The following is a 15,518-nucleotide window of genomic DNA, read 5'->3' as shown; positions in this document are numbered from 1 at the left end:
GCGCCTGGCTGCCCGGCGCGCCCTGCACTCCCCGGACCTGCGTGGAGTCCGGGCGGGCGGTCACGGACCTACCGCGTGCCGTGCTGCGACTGATCTCGCTGCTCGTCGTGGTCGTCGCCGGGATCATGCTCATCCCGCTCGTGGGACGGATCCCCGCCGCCCCGCGCGACCGGCTCGTCAGAAGGTGGTGCCGGACGATCGTGCGCGCCGCGGGCGTCCGCGTACGGGCCACCGGTGCGGCCCCGCCGACCGGTGGCCTGCTTCTGGTGGCCAACCACATCTCCTGGCTGGACATCCCGCTGCTCGCCGCCGTCCGTCCCGGCCGGATGCTCGCCAAGGCGGAGATCAGGCAGTGGCCCGTCGCCGGGGCGCTCACCGCGAGCAGCGGCGCGCTGTTCATCGACCGCGACCGTCTGCGCGCGCTGCCGGGCACCGTCGAACGGATCGCTGACATCCTGCGTGAGGGCGCCGCGGTCGCGGTCTTCCCCGAGGGAAGCACGTGGTGCGGCCGGGCCCGGGGGCCCTTCCGCAGGGCGGTGTTCCAGGCCGCCCTGGAGGCGGGCGTGCCCGTCCAGCCGGTGCGGCTCCACTACCGGCGCGAGGAGGGCACGGTGACCACCGCACCCGCCTTCGTGGGCGACGACTCGCTGCTCGCCTCGGTGTGGCGGGTCGTGTCGGTCCGCGGGCTCGTGGCCGACGTGTGCGCCCAGCCGGTGCTCCCGCCGGGCGGCGCACCCGACCGGCGCTCGCTCGCCCTCGCCGCCGAAAGAGCCACCGCTCATCGACTGAGCGCGAACTCACAAGTACACGACCACTTCTGACGAGGGGTCAGCAAAGTCGAGTACCGGTCCCTGAAGGTTCCCCGGAGCGTACGACCCCGGCCGGAGAGCCGTTGTCCCGGGCACGGCGTACTGGTGGGGAGACCGGTGGGGTGACCGGCGGGACGGTCGTCCGGCTGCCCGCCGCTCAGCGGACACCGCCGGCCTCATCCGGGCCTGGCCGGGCGGCAGGTCCAGCGGACGAAGCCCCGCTCGCGCTCCCAGATGGCGCGTCCGGCCCGGATGTTCCACTCGGGGTCCAGGGCGTTCCTCGTCGTGCCGCCCAACCCCTTGATGTCCCGGTCCGTGAGCTGGAACAGGCCCCACCGCCACGCCGAGCGGTCGGCCGAGCCGCCGTCCCAGGCCCACAGCGGGTCCAGGTTCGACATGCAGCGGGCCAGCGCGACGGCCGCACCGGGATCCTCCGGGAACGTGGCACGCAGCCGCCGTTCCACCCGGGCCGACGACCACCGGCGGGCCTGGGCCAGAGCCGTGGAATGCCGGTGGTCCAAGGCGTTCTTCGTGGCACGGTCCACCGCTCCGGTCACCGGCAGCCGGGACATGCCCTGGAAGGCCGCCACGCGCGCCCGCGTCAGCGGGCCGAACGACGCGTCCACCGGCAGATCGAGCGCATGCTGGCGAAGGTGCAGCTGCACCTCCCGGACGCAGGGCCCGTACGCGCCCGGAGCCAGGGCGTCCGGGCAGTCGCCGGTGGCCGCCCCGTCCGCCCCACCGCCCGGCGTGAGAACCCAGACACCCACGGCGATGACGAGGACGAGCACGGCGGCCGCCGAGACGGACATGGCGGTTGCCTGCCCACGCCGGACGTGCGGTCGGGGCCCGGGCACACCCACCCCCGTCGGCTCTTCGGGCGGCTCGGCCGGAGCGGGATCCTCCCGCGGTGCCACGGCGCCCCGGCACCGCTGTGAAGCAGCGATGCCGTCCCGCCGTTCGAGCCACGCCCGCGTGTGCCGGCCCTCCCCGCAGGCATGCACGAAGGCCGCCAGCAGCTCCGGACGCGGCAGGGTGTCCCGGCGCAGTACATCCGCCAGCGTGCTGCGCGCGAGCGTCTTCCCGCATTCCGCCGCACGCTTCTCCAACTGCCGGTAGGTCAGTCCCGACCGTTCCTTGAGAAGCCGTAGCAGTGCGACGAACTCCGCGGAGTCATGAGCCTCGGACGGTAACGGGTCCTTCTCGTCCCCCATGGCGAGCATCCTGACCGGGTTCGTCCGCCCCTTCAACGCCCGTTTCAGCCGTGTTGTCGAGGCGGAATCCTGTCCGGCGCGTGTCCGGAAGGAGTCCGGACACGGCTCCGGCCAGCACGGACACCCCGCTCCTGTCCGGGACAGCCGATACCGATTCCCCTGCCGTGGCCGTCTGCGCCAGGCTCCCTACCGGTCGCACGGTCCGCCACCGTCCCGGCCCGGACCGCAGGGGCCGTACGCGTTCGCCCTTCTCACGGAACCCGTCCCGCGAAAGGAACTGTTGTGAACATTCGCACCAAACTCGCCGTCCTCATGACGACCGGCCTGATGGGGGCCACCCTGGCGCTGACCCCGACGGCACAGGCCCAGGAGGCACCGGCCTTCACGCCCGCCGACATCGCCGCGCAGTCCCTGGGCGCGGGCCAGGCCATGGGCTTCGACAGCGCGCCGGGCGACGTCGGGACCAAGGCGTACTCCGACTGCGGCAGCGGCTGGATCTGCTTCTGGTCCGGGTCGAACGGCACGGGGTCGAGGTGCCAGTGGAGCTCCGCCCTGAACCCGCGTGCGCGGGAGGCGTGTTCCTGGATGAACAACGGAACGGTCACCAGGTCCGTCTACAACCGGACGAGCTATCGCTACCACTACTACCGGGCGTTCAGCTACCAGGACCGGATCGGCAGCACCCTCTCCGGAGGCCAGGGCAACCTCGCCGGCACCTACACCATCGGCTCCCTCTGCCGGCACAACGCCAGCGGCTGCCCCAACTAGGACCCGTCCTTGGGCCTGTCCGGCACCTCCGGGTGCCGGACAGGCCCGAGTCCCGCGACCCGTGCCAGCCTCCGGTACGAGTCCAGCAGCGCGTCCCGGTCGTACGTACTGGTCGTGACCAGAACCTCGTCGGCGCCGGTCTCCTTGATCACCGTCTCCAGTTCGTGGGCGACCTGGTCCTCGGTGCCGGCGATGTGGCCCGAGAGGCCCGACTCGTAGAAGCCGCGCTCCTTCTCCGTCATCGTCAGTGCCTCGACGCGCTCGGCCGGCGGCAGCGGCGGGAACGTACCGTGCGTGCGCGAGTACGCCATCGACCAGGCCTCGGGGAGCAGCAGCCGGCGGGCCTCCCCGGGGCTCGCCGCGACCGCGACCGTCCCCGAGACGACGACGTACGGCTGCGCCGCCCAGGACGAGGGCCGGAACGTCTCGCGGTAGTGGTCGACGCCGCGCCGCATCTTCTCGCGGTTCCTGAGGTCGCCGATCACCATCGGCAGGCCGGCCCGGGCGGCGATCGTGGCGCCCTCGCCCATGGCCAGCACGAACGGCGGCACGGTCAGGCCCTCGGCGGGGCGCGCGTGCGCGCCGGTGGGGGACGTGCCCCGGAACCAGCCGAGCAGCTCGTCCAGCTGCGCCGCGAAGTCGTCGGCGACATCCTTCTCCCGGCCCAGCGCCCTGCGGACACCGTCCGTGAACCCGACGGAACGGCCCAGGCCCATGTCGACGCGCCCGGGGAACAGGGACTCCAGGACACCGAACTGCTCGGCCACCACCAGGGGCTGGTGGTTGGGCAGCATCACCCCGCCCGTGCCGACCCGGATCGTGCGGGTCGCGGCGGCGACCGCGGCGGCCAGCACGGTCGGCGCGGAACCGGCGACACCCGGCACGCCGTGGTGCTCCGAGACCCAGACCCGGTGGTAGCCGAGCCGCTCCAGCTCCCGGGCCAGCCCCACGGTGTCCCGCAGCGCCTCGGGGGCCGCGTGCCCCTCGCGGGTGCGCGAGCGGTCGAGGACGGAGAATCGGGTCGACGCGATCACTGAGCTCACGTGGGATTCAACACCGCGGGCGCTCCAGGATTCCCGTCCAGGTGGGCGAGAAGGTTCCGCTGCCACGTGTATGCCCGCACGTTGCCGTCTGTTTACCTTGCCGGGGTGGTTTTGTTCTTCACGACTGGCGACGCTGTCACCCGCAACATCAGCCCCCGGAGGAAAAGTGAACGTCTCCTTTGGCGTGTGGGCGCTGTCCATCGCAGCACTGTGCGCGCTCATCGCCGTGGATTTCTTCATCGGCCGCAAACCCCATGAGGTCTCCCTGAAGGAGGCCGGCATCTGGAGTGCGGTGTGGGTGGCCCTGGCCGTGGCGTTCGGCGTCGGGCTGCTGGTGGTCTACGGCGGGGGTCCCTCGGGCGAGTTCTTCGCCGGGTACATCACGGAGAAGTCGCTCAGCGTCGACAACCTCTTCGTGTTCGTCCTGATCATGGCGAAGTTCTCCGTGCCGGCCCAGTACCAGCAGCGGGTACTGATGGTCGGCGTGATCGTGGCCCTGGTGCTGCGGACGATCTTCATCGCCGCCGGTGCCGCGATCATCTCGACGTTCTCCTGGGTCTTCTACCTCTTCGGGGCGTTCCTGATCTGGACCGCGTGGAAGCTCGTCCAGGACGCCCGCAAGGGCCACGGCGACGAGGAGTACGAGGAGAACAAGCTGCTCAAGGCGGTCGAGCGGCGCTTCGGAGTGGCCGACCGCTACCACGGGACCAAGCTGTGGGTGGAGCAGAACGGCAAGCGCGTGATGACCCCGATGATGGTGGTCATGCTGGCGATCGGCTCCACTGACGTCCTGTTCGCCCTGGACTCCATTCCGGCCATCTACGGCCTCACCGAGGAGCCCTACATCGTCTTCACCGCGAACGCCTTCGCACTGATGGGCCTGCGGCAGCTGTACTTCCTGATCGGCGGGCTGCTCAAGCGGCTCGTCCATCTCTCGTACGGGCTGTCGATCATCCTCGGCTTCATCGGCGTCAAACTGGTGCTGCACGCCCTGCACGAGTCCGGGGTGCACGTCCCGGAGATCAGCATCCCGTTCTCGCTCGGCTTCATCGTCCTGGTCCTCGCGGTGACGACCTTCACCAGCCTGCGGGCCTCGAAGAAGCAGGAGGCGGGGACCGAGCCCGTGTCGTAGCGCGTCGAGCGGCGAACGGGCCTGGCCGTTCCGGGTGGCAACCGGCGTCCTAGGGTGGGCGGGGTGACGAACGACAACAGGCCCCTCGCCGTCTTCGACCTCGACGGCACGCTCGCCGACACAGCGCACCGGCAGCGGTTCCTGGAGCGCAGCCCGCGGGACTGGGACGCCTTCTTCGCCGCGGCGCAGCACGATCCGCCGCTGGCCGAGGGCGTGGCACTGGCGCTGGAACACGCCGAACGGTGCGAGGTCCTCTACCTCACCGGGCGGCCCGAGCGCTGCCGCAAGGACACGGAGGCCTGGCTCGCCGCCCAGGGCCTGCCGGAGGGCCGCATCAGGATGCGCCGCAACGACGACCGCAGGCCCGCCCGGCGCACCAAGCTGGAGATTCTGCGCGGGCTGGCCCGGGACCGCGAGATCAGGGTGCTCGTGGACGACGACGAGCTGGTGTGCGAGGACGCCGAACGGGCCGGCTTCACCGTCGTCAGAGCGCGCTGGGCCGCAGCGTCGGCGGCGCTGAAGGCGGCACAGGAACGGGAGGGACGGACCTGAGGGTCCGGCCCTCCCGCACGCGTGGGTCGCCCGGACCTGCGTGGCCCGGGCGCCGGAGCGGTCTGTCCGCCGGTTTCGACGAGGCGGTCGTCAGTCCGCGTCCTCCAGGCGGAAACCGACCTTCAGGCCGACCTGGTAGTGCTGGACCTGCCCGTTCTCGATCTGTCCGCGGACCTGGGTGACCTCGAACCAGTCGAGGTTGCGCAGGGTCTGCGAGGCCCGGGTGATCCCGTTGCGGATCGCCTGGTCGATGCCCTCGTGCGAGGTCCCGACGATCTCGGTGACGCGGTAGGTGTGGTCGGACATACGGGTTGCTCCTCTCCGCCGTGGCCTGTGTGCCACGCGTCGTTCCACGGTGCCCCACGAGGCGGGGGACCGCGAGATGTGGGCCCGGGGGACCGGGACCCGGACGGGCCCCGGTCCGGCGACTGTCACCGGGCCGTGCTCAGCGACAGCGCGAACCTCCCCTCGGGGTCCGTCCACCAGTGGGTGAGTTCGAGTCCGGTCGCGGCGAGTTCCGCGCGTACGCCCTCCTCGCGGAACTTCGCCGACACCTCGGTCCGCATCTCCTCGCCCTCGGCGAACTCGACGGCGAGATCGAGCGCGGGGATCTTCACGGTCAGCGCCGAACGGGCGCGCAGCCGCATCTCGATCCACTCCTCCTGTGCGTTCCAGGCGGCGACATGGCTGAACTCGTCGGGATCGAAGTCCGCGCCGAGCTCGCGGTTGACGACGGTCAGCACGTTCTTGTTGAACGCCGCCGTCACCCCGGCCGCGTCGTCGTAGGCCGCGACGAGGACCGACTCGTCCTTCACGAGGTCCGTGCCGAGGAGTAGGGCGTCCCCCGGCGACAGCAGGGAACGTACGGACGCCAGGAACGCGGCGCGTTCGGCGGGCAGCAGATTGCCGATCGTGCCGCCGAGGAACGCGACGAGCCTCGGCCCGGGCGTACCGGGCAGCGCGAGACCGCCGGTGAAGTCGGCGATCAGCGCGTGCACGTCGAGGGAGGGCCGCTCGGCGACCAGGGCCTGTCCGGCCTGGGTGAGCGCGCTCTCGCTCACGTCCACCGGAACATAGGTGTGCAGCGCGGACAGCGCGTCGAGCAGGTGCCTGGTCTTGTCGGACGAGCCGGAACCCAGCTCGACCAGGGTGCGGGCGCCGGTCGCCGCCGCGATCTCGGGGGCCCGGGCGACGAGGATCTCGCGCTCGGCACGCGTGGGGTAGTACTCGGGCAGCGCGGTGATCTTCTCGAAGAGCTCGCTGCCGTGCGCGTCGTAGAACCACTTGGGCGGGAGCGTCTTCGGCGTGCGGGTCAGACCGTGCAGGACGTCGGCGCGCAGGGCGGCCTCGGTGGCGTCCTCGGGCAGGGTGCGGGTGACCAGGAACGGACTCACGTACGGGGCTCCTTGCTTGATGCGGATGCCAGGTGTTCGTCGATGTCCTTCAGGGGGGTGAGCAGGACGTCCGAGCGGCTCGCGGCCAGCAGGGTGCGGTCCGGCACCTCCTGCCAGTGCGGATCGTCGTCGTACGGCTCGGACGCGACGACGGTGCGCCGGCCGGGTTCGGTCAGGTACCAGAGCGTGTCGCCCCAGGCGGTGGCGGCGATCACCTCGCCGTTGGTGAGCAGGAGGTTGAGGCGCGAGCCGGGGGCCGCCGCCGCGACGTCGAGGACCGTGTCGGCGAGGGCCTGGCCCTCCTCGTCCCCGCCGCGCAGCCGGTTGAGGACCAGTGCCCAGACGAGCGCCGAGTCGCAGCGCGCCTCCATCGACAGCAGGTCCGCGGCCGGCAGGGTCCGGGCGAGCGGGGCCAGGGAGAACGGCCAGCCGGCGATCGCGCCGTTGTGGCTGAACAGCCAGGTGTCCGCGGCGAACGGCGCCGCCGCGGCCTCCCCGTCCGCACCCGCCAGGGTCGCGTCGCGCACCGCGGCCAGCAGCGCGCCCGAGCGCACCACCCGCGTCAGGTCGGCGAAGGACGGGTCGCCCCAGACCGGTCCGGTACGCCGGTACCGCGCGGGCACCGGGTCCCCCTCGGCGTACCAGCCCACCCCGAAACCATCGGCGTTGACGGTCCCGTACCGCTGGCGCCGAGGTGCCCACGACTGGCGGTACAGGCTGTGCGCCGGTTCCATCAGGAGTCGGCCGAGCGGCTCCGCGGGTCCCAGATACGCGAGATGACGGCACATCAGACGCCCTCCGGGCCGACGTCCCGGGCGGTACGGAACCCGGAGAAGATCTGCCGCCGGACCGGATAGTCCCAGTTGCGGAACGTGCCCCGGCAGGCCACCGGGTCCACCGCGAAGGAGCCGCCGCGCAGCACCTTGTGCTCCGACCCGAAGAAGACCTCCGAGTACTCCCGGTAGGGAAAGGCCGAGAAGCCCGGGTAGGGGAGCAGGTCGCTGGACGTCCACTCCCACACGTCACCGATCAACTGCCGTACGCCGAGGGGCGACTGGCCCTCCGGGTAGCTGCCGGCCGGTGCCGGACGCAGATGACGCTGGCCGAGGTTGGCGTGCTCGGGGGTGGGGTCGGCGTCGCCCCACGGGTAGCGGGTGGAGCGGCCGGTCTCCGGGTCGTGGCGGGCCGCCTTCTCCCACTCGGCCTCGGTGGGCAGCCGCCGCCCCGCCCAGCGCGCGAACGCGTCGGCCTCGTACCAACTGACGTGCAGCACCGGCTCGTTCGGCGGCACGATCTCGGTGACGCCGAAGCGCCGCCGCAGCCAGTCGCCGCCCTCGCGGCGCCAGAACAGCGGTGCCTCGATGGAGTGCGCCCGGATGTGCGCCCAGCCCTCGGACGCCCACCAGCGCGGATCGCCGTAACCGCCGTCCGCGATGAACGCCTGGTACGCCTCGTTCGTCACCGGGGTGGTGTCGATGAGGAACGGCGGCACCAGGCGCTGGTGCGCGGGCCGTTCGTTGTCCAGCGCCCACGGCTCGGTGGAGGTGCCCATGGTGAACGGGCCGCCGGGAACGAGTACTTCGGCCGGCCCCCGGTACGCCGGGTCGGGTATCGGGTCCGGAGCCGTCAGGGCGGTCGGGCCCCGGCGGAGCTGATGGGTGATCAGCATCGTCTCGTCGTGCTGCTGTTCGTGCTGGGCGATCATGCCGAAGGCGAAACCCGCCTCGGTCAGGCGGTCGCCCCGGCCCTGGAAGGCGGCGCTCTCCAGGATGTCCAGCGCGCGTTCGCGTACCTCGGCGGCGTAACTGCGGGCCTCGGCGGGCAGCAGCAGCGGCAGTGACGGCCGCTCGGAGCGCGGATGCTCGAACGCGTCGTACAGGCCGTCGATCTCGGGCCGCATCGCGTCGCGGCCGGCGAGTGTCCGCAGCAGCCACAGCTCCTCCTGGTTGCCGATGTGCGCGAGGTCCCACACCAGCGGGGACATCAACGGCGAGTGCTGTGCGGTCAGTTCGGGGTCCTCCACGCAGGAGGTCAGGAGCGCGGTGCGGTCGCGGGCCGTGGTCAGCGCCGCCAGCGCACGCTTCCTGAGCGTCTCCGGGTCGTCGAGCGAGGTGCCGGGGTCGGTCATGGGCGGATGTCCTTCCCGTGGAGCAGGTCTTCCGTGCCGTGCGGCGGGCGGCCGGTGCCGGCGACGTGGTCGAGCAGGTCGTCGGCGGGGCAGCGGCCCCGGGCCACATAGCGGTCGGTGAACTCCGCGACGGCCTTCCGCACCCCGTCGCTCGCGCCGATCCGGGGCAGGGCGTCGGCGGCCGCCGCGAAACAGGTGACGGCCGCCTCCCGCAGTTCGGGGTCGGCCAGGCCCGAGCGGGCGGCGGCCGTCCACAGCGGGTTGCACGGGGCGGGCGCCGAGCCGGCCCGTTCGGCGAGCGGTTTCACCGTCCGGTAGGCGGTCTCCGCGGCCTCCGGGTCGTCGAACAGCGCCGCCGTCACGGCGAGCGGCACGATCCAGCCGTCGTCGCCCGGCTGCGCGTCGATCATGCGCAGCTCCAGGTGGCCGCGCGGACGCACCGGCGGGAACAGGGTCGTCTGGTGGTAGTCGAGATCATCCCGGCCGGGTGGTGCTGCGGACCGGGTCCACGCGCGGAAGGTCAGGCCTTCCGGTACCTCCCAGGGGCCGCTGGGTGCCCGTACGCACATCACCGGCGCGTCCAGCACGTGCCGCGCCCACGCCGTCCGCGGGTCGCCGTCGAGGGACGGGGAGCTCGTGCGGCCCGGGTCCATCGCGGCCCACAGGGACTGCCGGGTGGAACGCCAGCCCGTGAGCCGGCCCCCGGCCATCGGCGAATTGGCGAACGCGCCCACCAGGACCGCGCCCAGCTGGTGGGCCAGCAGCCAGCGCCGCCCGTGGCCGAGCGGGCCGGGCTCCTCGTACCCGGCGTCCAGGCAGACCTGGACGGAGGCCGAGGAGCACATCATGGCGCGGCCCTCGGGGCCCGCACGGTCGAGGCAGGTCTCCATGGCGTCGTAGCGCGGCTCATGAAGGAACCGGGTGGGTTCGTTCCAGGGTTCCTGGCCCAGTCCGTGGAGAGCGAGACCCCTGTCGCGCAGTACCGTGCGCACGGCGTCGAGGTCCGCGGAGACGGATCCGACGCACTCCATCAGGGAGTCGGCGGGAGCGGAGCTGAGCTCCAGCTGGCCGCCCGGTTCGACGGTGAGCGCCGAACGCAGGGACAGGGCCCGCAGAGCGGCGTAGGCCGCTTCGAGACGTTCCGGTGGTACGGGGAGCCGCGGGGAGCGCGGCTCGTGGACAAGCCATTCGAGTTCCACACCGAGGCGGCGGGGCGGTCCGGTCTTGAAGCAGATGCCACGGACCAGCGCCTCCACTTCGGCCTCGGTGACGGCGGAGCGGCGCTCCGAACAGTCACTCACCGAATCTGACATGTCGGGATCCTCCTGAGACTCCATCCATGCCGTCGGTCCGGCGTCGGTTGGGCCGGGCCGACAGTCGCTCGTCCCACCCAAGACCACTTACGCCGGTTCGCACAAGGGTGCGTATCGTCGCTTATGGGGTCGGGAAATCCTGTTGCGGCGCAGTACCAGGATCGCTCACCATGCGTTCATGAGCACGACGGGGGACGCCACGGGGGCGTCGGGGGAGATCGCGCGGGACGCGGTCATGGCGCCTACAGGGGTGGCGCCATGAGCGCCCGCCTGCGGGGCATCGCGCGGCAGACGCAGGAGATCGTCGCGGCGGGTTCGTACCGCGCGTCCGACGGACGCGAGGTGTCGATCGCCGCGGCGGTGGCCGCCGCGCGGGAGGGCACGCGGATGTACGGGCCGGGGCCCGTGGAGACACCGCGTTCCGGCCCCGGCTCCGGCGGCGCGTCGCCGCCCGCTGCCGCGGACACGGCCCGGATGGGCCCGGTGGACACGCTCTTCGAGGTCACGGGCGAGAGCAGCCTGGAGGCCGCGCATCGGCTGACCGGCCCGGTAGCGGTGCTGAACTTCGCCTCGGCACGCAATCCGGGCGGCGGCTATCTGAACGGCGCGCAGGCCCAGGAGGAAGCCCTGTGCCGGGCCTCGGCGCTCTACACGTGCGTGGTGGAGGCCCGTGAGTTCTACGACCACCACCGGGCACACCGCGACCCCTTCTACACCGACCGGGTGATCCACTCTCCGGCTGTCCCGGTCTTCCGCGACGACCGGGGACGACTCCTCGACGAGCCGTACACCGCCGGATTCCTGACCGCCGCCGCGCCCAACGCGGGAGTAATCCTGCGCACGGCGCCCGAGCGGGCGCCCGACCTGCCGCGTGCCCTCGCGGCCCGCGCCGAGCGGGTCCTGGAGACGGCGGCCGCGCACGGCTACCGACGGCTGGTGCTCGGCGCCTGGGGCTGCGGCGTCTTCCGGAACGACCCGGCACAGGTGGCGGGCGCCTTCCACGCCCTGCTCGGCGACGGCGGCCGGTTCGCCGGCTCCTTCGATCACGTCGTGTTCGGCGTCCTCGACCGGACGACGGGCGCCGTGGTCCGCAGCACCTTCGAACAGACGTTCAGGACTCTTCAGCGCCAGCCGTAACGCTCCCGCAGCCGGTGCACCACCGAGTTGAACCGCATCCGGTCCAGCGCGCACGCCTCCCGGCGCATCCCCTTCTCGTGCAGCCGCAGCACCCGGTCCACGTCCACCCACGAGTCGCGCCCCGACCGGTCCCACGGCCCGCTGCCGATCGGCACCCACTCCCGGTCGTTGGCGTGCCGCTTGCTGGACAGCTGCACGGCGAGGAACGTACCGGCGTCCTCCCGGGCGACCACCAGCACCGGGCGGTCCTTGCCCCGCCCGTCGTTCTCCTCGTAGGGCACCCACGTCCAGACGATCTCGCCCGGATCCGGATCCCCGTCGTGCGCGGGGGAGTACTCGGTACGCACCTGGCCGACCCGGCGCGGATCCGCCTCGGTGGTGGCGGAGGGGCCTGAGCGGCCAGGGACGTCTTGCTCGGCGAAGGCAGTCACGGGCACACGGTAGCCCGCGCCTCTTCGGCCGGAATCCGCGCCCCGTCAGGTCGCAGGACGCGGACAACGGCCTCTGCACAGCGACGAACTGCCTCTTCACAGGGCCGGGGAGGAACCGGGCGACCGGCCGAACGCGATCCGCGGCCGACCGGGCGACCGGCCGAACGCGATCCGCAGCCGACCGGCCGACCGGTCACCGCACCGTTCCACCGTTCTACGACTCCCCGTCCACCGGCACCTTCTGCGGAGCGGGCGGCGCCGCCGGAAACCCGTTCACCGGCGAAGTGTCCTTTCCGGCCTGGCCGTTCTGGTTCATCGACGCCAGCAGCTGCCGGGCCAGCCCGAGTCCCGTGCCGCCCATGGTGAGCGCCTTGGCGAACATGTCGGACATCCCGTCGGCGCCGTTGAGCAGCACCATGTGCTCGACGTTCCCGAACGCGCTCGCGCCCGCCTTGACGATCTCCGGCCAGTTCTCGGCGAGTTGCTGTGCGACCACAGCCTCCTGGTTCTCCGCCAGCGCGGCGGCCCGCGCCTTGATGGTCTCCGCCTCCGCCAGTCCCTTCGCCCGGGTCGACTCCGCGATCGCGAGGCCCTTGGCCTGCTGGGCGGCGGCCTCCGCCTCACCCGTTGCCCTGGTCGCGGTCGCGGTGGCGGAGCCGCGCGCCCTCGTCGCCTCGGCCTCGGCGCCCGCGGCCGTCGTGACCCGCGTCGCCTCCGCCGCCGCCGCGAGCTCCGTCTCCTTCGCCTTGGCCTGCGCGGCGGAGATCCGGACGTCGCGCTCCGCCTCGGCCAGCGTGCGCTTCTCGTACGCCTTCGCGTCGGCGGGCTTGCGGACGTCCGCCTGGAGCTGCTGCTCACGCCGGTGCGCCTCCAGCTCGGCGACGCGTGTCTCCTGGACCACGACCTCCTGCCGGGCGGCCGCGTCGGCGAGCGGGCCTGCCTGACGGGCCTTGGCGGATGCGTTGTCGCGCTCCGCCTGGTATCCGGCCTGCAGGATCTCGCTGTCCCGGGTCGCCTCCGACATCCGGGCGGCGGCCTGCTGTTCGGCCTCGGTGGCCAGCCGGTTGGCCTCGGCCTGCGCGATCCGGGCGTCCCGCTGCACGGCCGCCGCATGCGGCATGGCCAGGTTCTTGATGTAGCCCGTCGGATCCTCGATCTCGTGGATCTGCAGCGAGTCGACGATCAGGCCGAGCTTCTCCATCTCCGTACCGCACGCGGCACGGGTCTGGCCGGTGAGCTTGTCGCGGTCGCGGATCATGTCCTCGACGGTCAACCCGCCCACGATGGACCGCAGATGACCGGCGAACACGTTGTGCACCCGCTCCGACATCAGCTTCTGCTGGTCGAGGAAGCGCCGGCCCGCGTTGGCGATCGACACGAAGTCGTCGCCCACCTTGAAGATGACGACGCCCCGCACCCTGAGCGGAATGCCCTGGTGGGTCACGCAGTCCACGGACAGCTCGGTCTCGTTGAGGTCGAGCGAGAGTTTGCGCACCGCCTGGACGCCCGGCATCACGAGCGTCCCGCGCCCGGTGACGATACGGAAACCCATGCCTTCCTCAAGGCCTTCGGTACGGTGCTTCGAACCGGAGATGATCAGTGCTTCGTTGGGCTCCGCGACCCGCCACATGAGCTTGAAGACCACAACGACGAAGATGAGCGCGAGGACCGCTGCCCCCGCGACGACGCCGACAACCATCGGCATGCGCCCCCTGTTGGATGGTGCCCTGTCGGCACCGAACGAAGGGAGTGTGCGCCCGCGCGGACCCGTGGGTACAGACGTGGCCGCGTCCTTGGTACAGCCTTGACACACACGACACGCTCACATGACGCAGACGCCCCTGGCGGCTTCAACCGCCGTACGCGGGCGACACGTACACCGTCCGCGGCGGCAGGTACTCCACCACCATCACGACCGTGCCCGTCTCGATGCGGTCCTTCGCGGCGGCGGGGTACGCGAGGAAGTGCTCGGCGCCGCCACGGACCCGGACGATCACCTCGCCGACGAGCCCGGGCCCCACCGTGCCGGTGACCCGCCCCATCAGCCCCACCATCGACGCGTCGTCCATGGTGCCAAGACTACGGGCCCGCGGGGACTACGGGCCCGCGGGCGGACCGAACTCCGGTACGGCGCCGTCCTGTTCGCCGGCCGGTTCGCCGTCCGGCCACCGCTCGTACCACCGCTGGTCCGCCTCCACCTGCGCGGCGAGCGAGACGAGCAGCGGCTCACTGTTCGCCGGGCCGAGCAACTGCGCGCCCACGGGCAGCGAGCCGTCGACGAAGCCCGCGGGGATGTTCACCCCGGGCCAGCCCAGTACGTTCCACGGCCAGGCGTACGGGCACGCGGCGATCATGGCCCGGTCGGTGCCGAAGCCGCTCAGACCGTGCAGGGCGCCGATCCGCGGCGGGGGAGCGGCCGTCGTCGGCGCCAGGATCACGTCGTACCTCTCGAAGAGCGCGCCGATCCGCCGGTGCAGGCGTGCCTCGGCGCGCCGGGCGGCCCGCAGCGGGGCGCCCCCGAGCAGCCGCCCCAGGCGGGCCGCCTCGCGGGTGCGCCGGTCCAGGAGAGCCGGGTCGGGCACCTCCCGTACCCGCTCGGCGATGCCCGCGGTGGCGCGCGGCACGAAGGCCAGCCCGATCTGCCCGTACCGCGGGTCGGCCTCCTCGACCTCGTGCCCGAGCGCGGCCAGCCGCTCCGCGAGGGCGACGACCCGCGCCCGTACGTCGGGGCGCAACCGCGCGGGCAGCGCCGTGAACGGAGGCTTCAGGGAGAGCGCGATCCGCAGTCGCCCCGGATCCCGGCCCACCGCGTCCGTCGCGCGCAGCGCGGGCGGGCGGTGCAGATCGCGGGCGTGGCTGCCGCTCGCCGCGTCCAGGAGCAGCGCGGCGTCCTCGACCGTACGGGCCAGCGTGCCGTTGACCGTGATGCCGTGGAAGGACTCCGGGCGCGGCCAGGTCGAGATGCGACCGCGCTGCGGCTTGATGCCGATCAGGTGGGTCCAGGAGGCGGGGATGCGCACCGAGCCCGCGCCGTCCGAGCCCAGTGCGGCGGGGACCAGGCCCGCCGCGACGGCGGCGGCCGAACCGCCGGACGAGCCACCCGGTGTGTGCGCGGTGTTCCACGGATTGCGGGTCTCACCGAAGGCCGGGCCCTCGGTGAAGGGCCACTGACCCAGCTCGCAGGTGTTGGTCTTGCCGACGACCACGGCTCCGGCCGCCCGCAGCCGGCGTACCGCCTCGCCGTCCTCGGCCGACGGCGGGAACTCCCCGCAGCAGCCGAAGGCCGTCGGCTCGCCCGCCACGTCCATGTCGTCCTTGACCGCCACCGGCACCCCGAGCAGCGGCCGGTGTCCGCCCGCCGCCAGCTCCTTGTCGGCGGCGTCGGCCTCGGCGAGCGCCGCCTCGGCGCGCACCAGCCGGAAGGCGTTCAAGGTGCCCTGCGTGGCCTCGATCCGGGCGAGGGCCTCCTCCACCAGCGTCCGAGAGGACACCGAGCCCTCGGCCAGGGCGCGGGCGCGCTCCGCGAGACCCGCGGCACGGTCGGGAGTCATACGGCCACCTCCGGAAGCACGATGTCTACCGAACGGTAACGTCCAG

General features: G+C 72.5%; 16 protein-coding genes. 5 read left to right on the top strand and 11 right to left on the bottom strand.

Translation table 11 applies throughout. From position 1 onward, the window contains the following. The first annotated feature begins 8 nt into the window (after positions 1-8). Positions 9-821: a 1-acyl-sn-glycerol-3-phosphate acyltransferase gene (locus KUF83_RS05060; protein ID WP_254643389.1), complete on the top strand. Its 813-nt coding sequence runs from the start codon at positions 9-11 to the stop codon at positions 819-821. Positions 822-985: 164 nt separating this feature from the next. On the opposite strand, the gene KUF83_RS05055 is transcribed toward KUF83_RS05060, so the two are convergent. Continuing rightward, positions 986-2,023: a peptidoglycan-binding protein gene (locus KUF83_RS05055; protein ID WP_217453319.1), complete on the bottom strand. Its 1,038-nt coding sequence runs from the start codon at positions 2,021-2,023 to the stop codon at positions 986-988. Between the two features lie 282 nt (positions 2,024-2,305). Between KUF83_RS05055 and KUF83_RS05050 the strand changes: the two genes are divergently transcribed. Continuing rightward, positions 2,306-2,791: a peptidase inhibitor family I36 protein gene (locus tag KUF83_RS05050; RefSeq protein ID WP_217453318.1), complete on the top strand. Its 486-nt coding sequence runs from the start codon at positions 2,306-2,308 to the stop codon at positions 2,789-2,791. On the opposite strand, the gene KUF83_RS05045 is transcribed toward KUF83_RS05050, so the two are convergent. Continuing rightward, positions 2,788-3,834 carry an LLM class flavin-dependent oxidoreductase gene (locus tag KUF83_RS05045; protein WP_217453317.1) on the bottom strand — a complete coding sequence of 349 codons (1,047 nt, stop codon included), beginning with the start codon at positions 3,832-3,834 and terminating at the stop codon, positions 2,788-2,790. The two genes, KUF83_RS05050 and KUF83_RS05045, sit on opposite strands and share 4 nt — an antisense overlap. A gap of 166 nt (positions 3,835-4,000) precedes the next feature. Here KUF83_RS05045 and KUF83_RS05040 point away from each other — a divergent pair, with 166 nt between their 5' ends. Both KUF83_RS05040 and KUF83_RS05035 read left to right on the top strand, forming a co-directional pair. After that, positions 4,001-4,966, top strand: a complete 966-nt coding sequence (locus tag KUF83_RS05040) for a TerC family protein (protein WP_217453316.1) — start codon at positions 4,001-4,003, stop codon at positions 4,964-4,966. Between the two features lie 63 nt (positions 4,967-5,029). Then, positions 5,030-5,518: a hypothetical protein gene (locus KUF83_RS05035; RefSeq protein WP_217453315.1), complete on the top strand. Its 489-nt coding sequence runs from the start codon at positions 5,030-5,032 to the stop codon at positions 5,516-5,518. 90 nt (positions 5,519-5,608) lie between these two features. On the opposite strand, the gene KUF83_RS05030 is transcribed toward KUF83_RS05035, so the two are convergent. From KUF83_RS05030 to egtA, 5 genes are all read right to left on the bottom strand, one after another. Continuing rightward, entirely contained in the window at positions 5,609-5,824 is a 216-nt protein-coding gene (locus KUF83_RS05030; RefSeq protein WP_217453314.1) for a dodecin, read from the bottom strand. A 125-nt stretch (positions 5,825-5,949) separates the two neighbouring features. Beyond that, positions 5,950-6,912 carry an L-histidine N(alpha)-methyltransferase gene (egtD, locus tag KUF83_RS05025; RefSeq protein WP_217453313.1) on the bottom strand — a complete coding sequence of 321 codons (963 nt, stop codon included), beginning with the start codon at positions 6,910-6,912 and terminating at the stop codon, positions 5,950-5,952. Further along, positions 6,909-7,700, bottom strand: a complete 792-nt coding sequence (gene egtC, locus KUF83_RS05020) for an ergothioneine biosynthesis protein EgtC (protein ID WP_217453312.1) — start codon at positions 7,698-7,700, stop codon at positions 6,909-6,911. The genes egtD and egtC overlap by 4 nt, the downstream gene beginning before the upstream one ends. Then, a complete protein-coding gene (gene egtB, locus KUF83_RS05015) occupies positions 7,700-9,040 on the bottom strand; it encodes an ergothioneine biosynthesis protein EgtB (RefSeq protein WP_217453311.1) in 1,341 nt (446 codons plus the stop codon). The genes egtC and egtB overlap by 1 nt, the downstream gene beginning before the upstream one ends. Further along, positions 9,037-10,353: an ergothioneine biosynthesis glutamate--cysteine ligase EgtA gene (gene egtA, locus KUF83_RS05010; protein WP_217453310.1), complete on the bottom strand. Its 1,317-nt coding sequence runs from the start codon at positions 10,351-10,353 to the stop codon at positions 9,037-9,039. The genes egtB and egtA overlap by 4 nt, the downstream gene beginning before the upstream one ends. Positions 10,354-10,611: 258 nt before the next feature. Here egtA and KUF83_RS05005 point away from each other — a divergent pair, with 258 nt between their 5' ends. Beyond that, positions 10,612-11,490: a TIGR02452 family protein gene (locus KUF83_RS05005; protein ID WP_217453309.1), complete on the top strand. Its 879-nt coding sequence runs from the start codon at positions 10,612-10,614 to the stop codon at positions 11,488-11,490. On the opposite strand, the gene KUF83_RS05000 is transcribed toward KUF83_RS05005, so the two are convergent. The 4 genes from KUF83_RS05000 to KUF83_RS04985 all read right to left on the bottom strand — a co-directional run bounded on the left by KUF83_RS05000 (position 11,475) and on the right by KUF83_RS04985 (position 15,472). Beyond that, complete coding sequence (locus KUF83_RS05000) at positions 11,475-11,921, bottom strand: type II toxin-antitoxin system PemK/MazF family toxin (protein ID WP_217453308.1); 447 nt, start codon at positions 11,919-11,921, stop codon at positions 11,475-11,477. The genes KUF83_RS05005 and KUF83_RS05000 overlap by 16 nt on opposite strands. 214 nt (positions 11,922-12,135) lie before the next feature. After that, positions 12,136-13,626: a flotillin family protein gene (locus KUF83_RS04995; RefSeq protein WP_217453307.1), complete on the bottom strand. Its 1,491-nt coding sequence runs from the start codon at positions 13,624-13,626 to the stop codon at positions 12,136-12,138. A 145-nt stretch (positions 13,627-13,771) separates the two neighbouring features. Next, a complete protein-coding gene (locus KUF83_RS04990) occupies positions 13,772-13,990 on the bottom strand; it encodes a hypothetical protein (protein ID WP_217453306.1) in 219 nt (72 codons plus the stop codon). A 27-nt stretch (positions 13,991-14,017) separates the two neighbouring features. Further along, entirely contained in the window at positions 14,018-15,472 is a 1,455-nt protein-coding gene (locus KUF83_RS04985) for an amidase (RefSeq protein WP_217453305.1), read from the bottom strand. Positions 15,473-15,518 lie beyond the last annotated feature (46 nt).

It is taken from the genome of Streptomyces sp. BV286 (assembly GCF_019090165.1).
Lineage (GTDB): Bacteria > Actinomycetota > Actinomycetes > Streptomycetales > Streptomycetaceae > Streptomyces.
This window is presented reverse-complemented; position numbering and strand designations above follow the sequence as displayed.

Bases quoted from the DNA above. Each gene is read 5' to 3' on its own strand.
- KUF83_RS05055 (WP_217453319.1), bottom strand. From the start codon at position 2,023: ATGGGGGACGAGAAGGACCCGTTACCGTCCGAGGCTCATGACTCCGCG.
- KUF83_RS05030 (WP_217453314.1), bottom strand. From the start codon at position 5,824: ATGTCCGACCACACCTACCGCGTCACCGAGATCGTCGGGACCTCGCAC.
- egtC (WP_217453312.1), bottom strand. From the start codon at position 7,700: ATGTGCCGTCATCTCGCGTATCTGGGACCCGCGGAGCCGCTCGGCCGA.
- egtB (WP_217453311.1), bottom strand. From the start codon at position 9,040: ATGACCGACCCCGGCACCTCGCTCGACGACCCGGAGACGCTCAGGAAG.
- egtA (WP_217453310.1), bottom strand. From the start codon at position 10,353: ATGTCAGATTCGGTGAGTGACTGTTCGGAGCGCCGCTCCGCCGTCACC.
- KUF83_RS05005 (WP_217453309.1), top strand. From the start codon at position 10,612: ATGAGCGCCCGCCTGCGGGGCATCGCGCGGCAGACGCAGGAGATCGTC.
- KUF83_RS04995 (WP_217453307.1), bottom strand. From the start codon at position 13,626: ATGCCGATGGTTGTCGGCGTCGTCGCGGGGGCAGCGGTCCTCGCGCTC.
- KUF83_RS04990 (WP_217453306.1), bottom strand. From the start codon at position 13,990: ATGGACGACGCGTCGATGGTGGGGCTGATGGGGCGGGTCACCGGCACG.
- KUF83_RS04985 (WP_217453305.1), bottom strand. From the start codon at position 15,472: ATGACTCCCGACCGTGCCGCGGGTCTCGCGGAGCGCGCCCGCGCCCTG.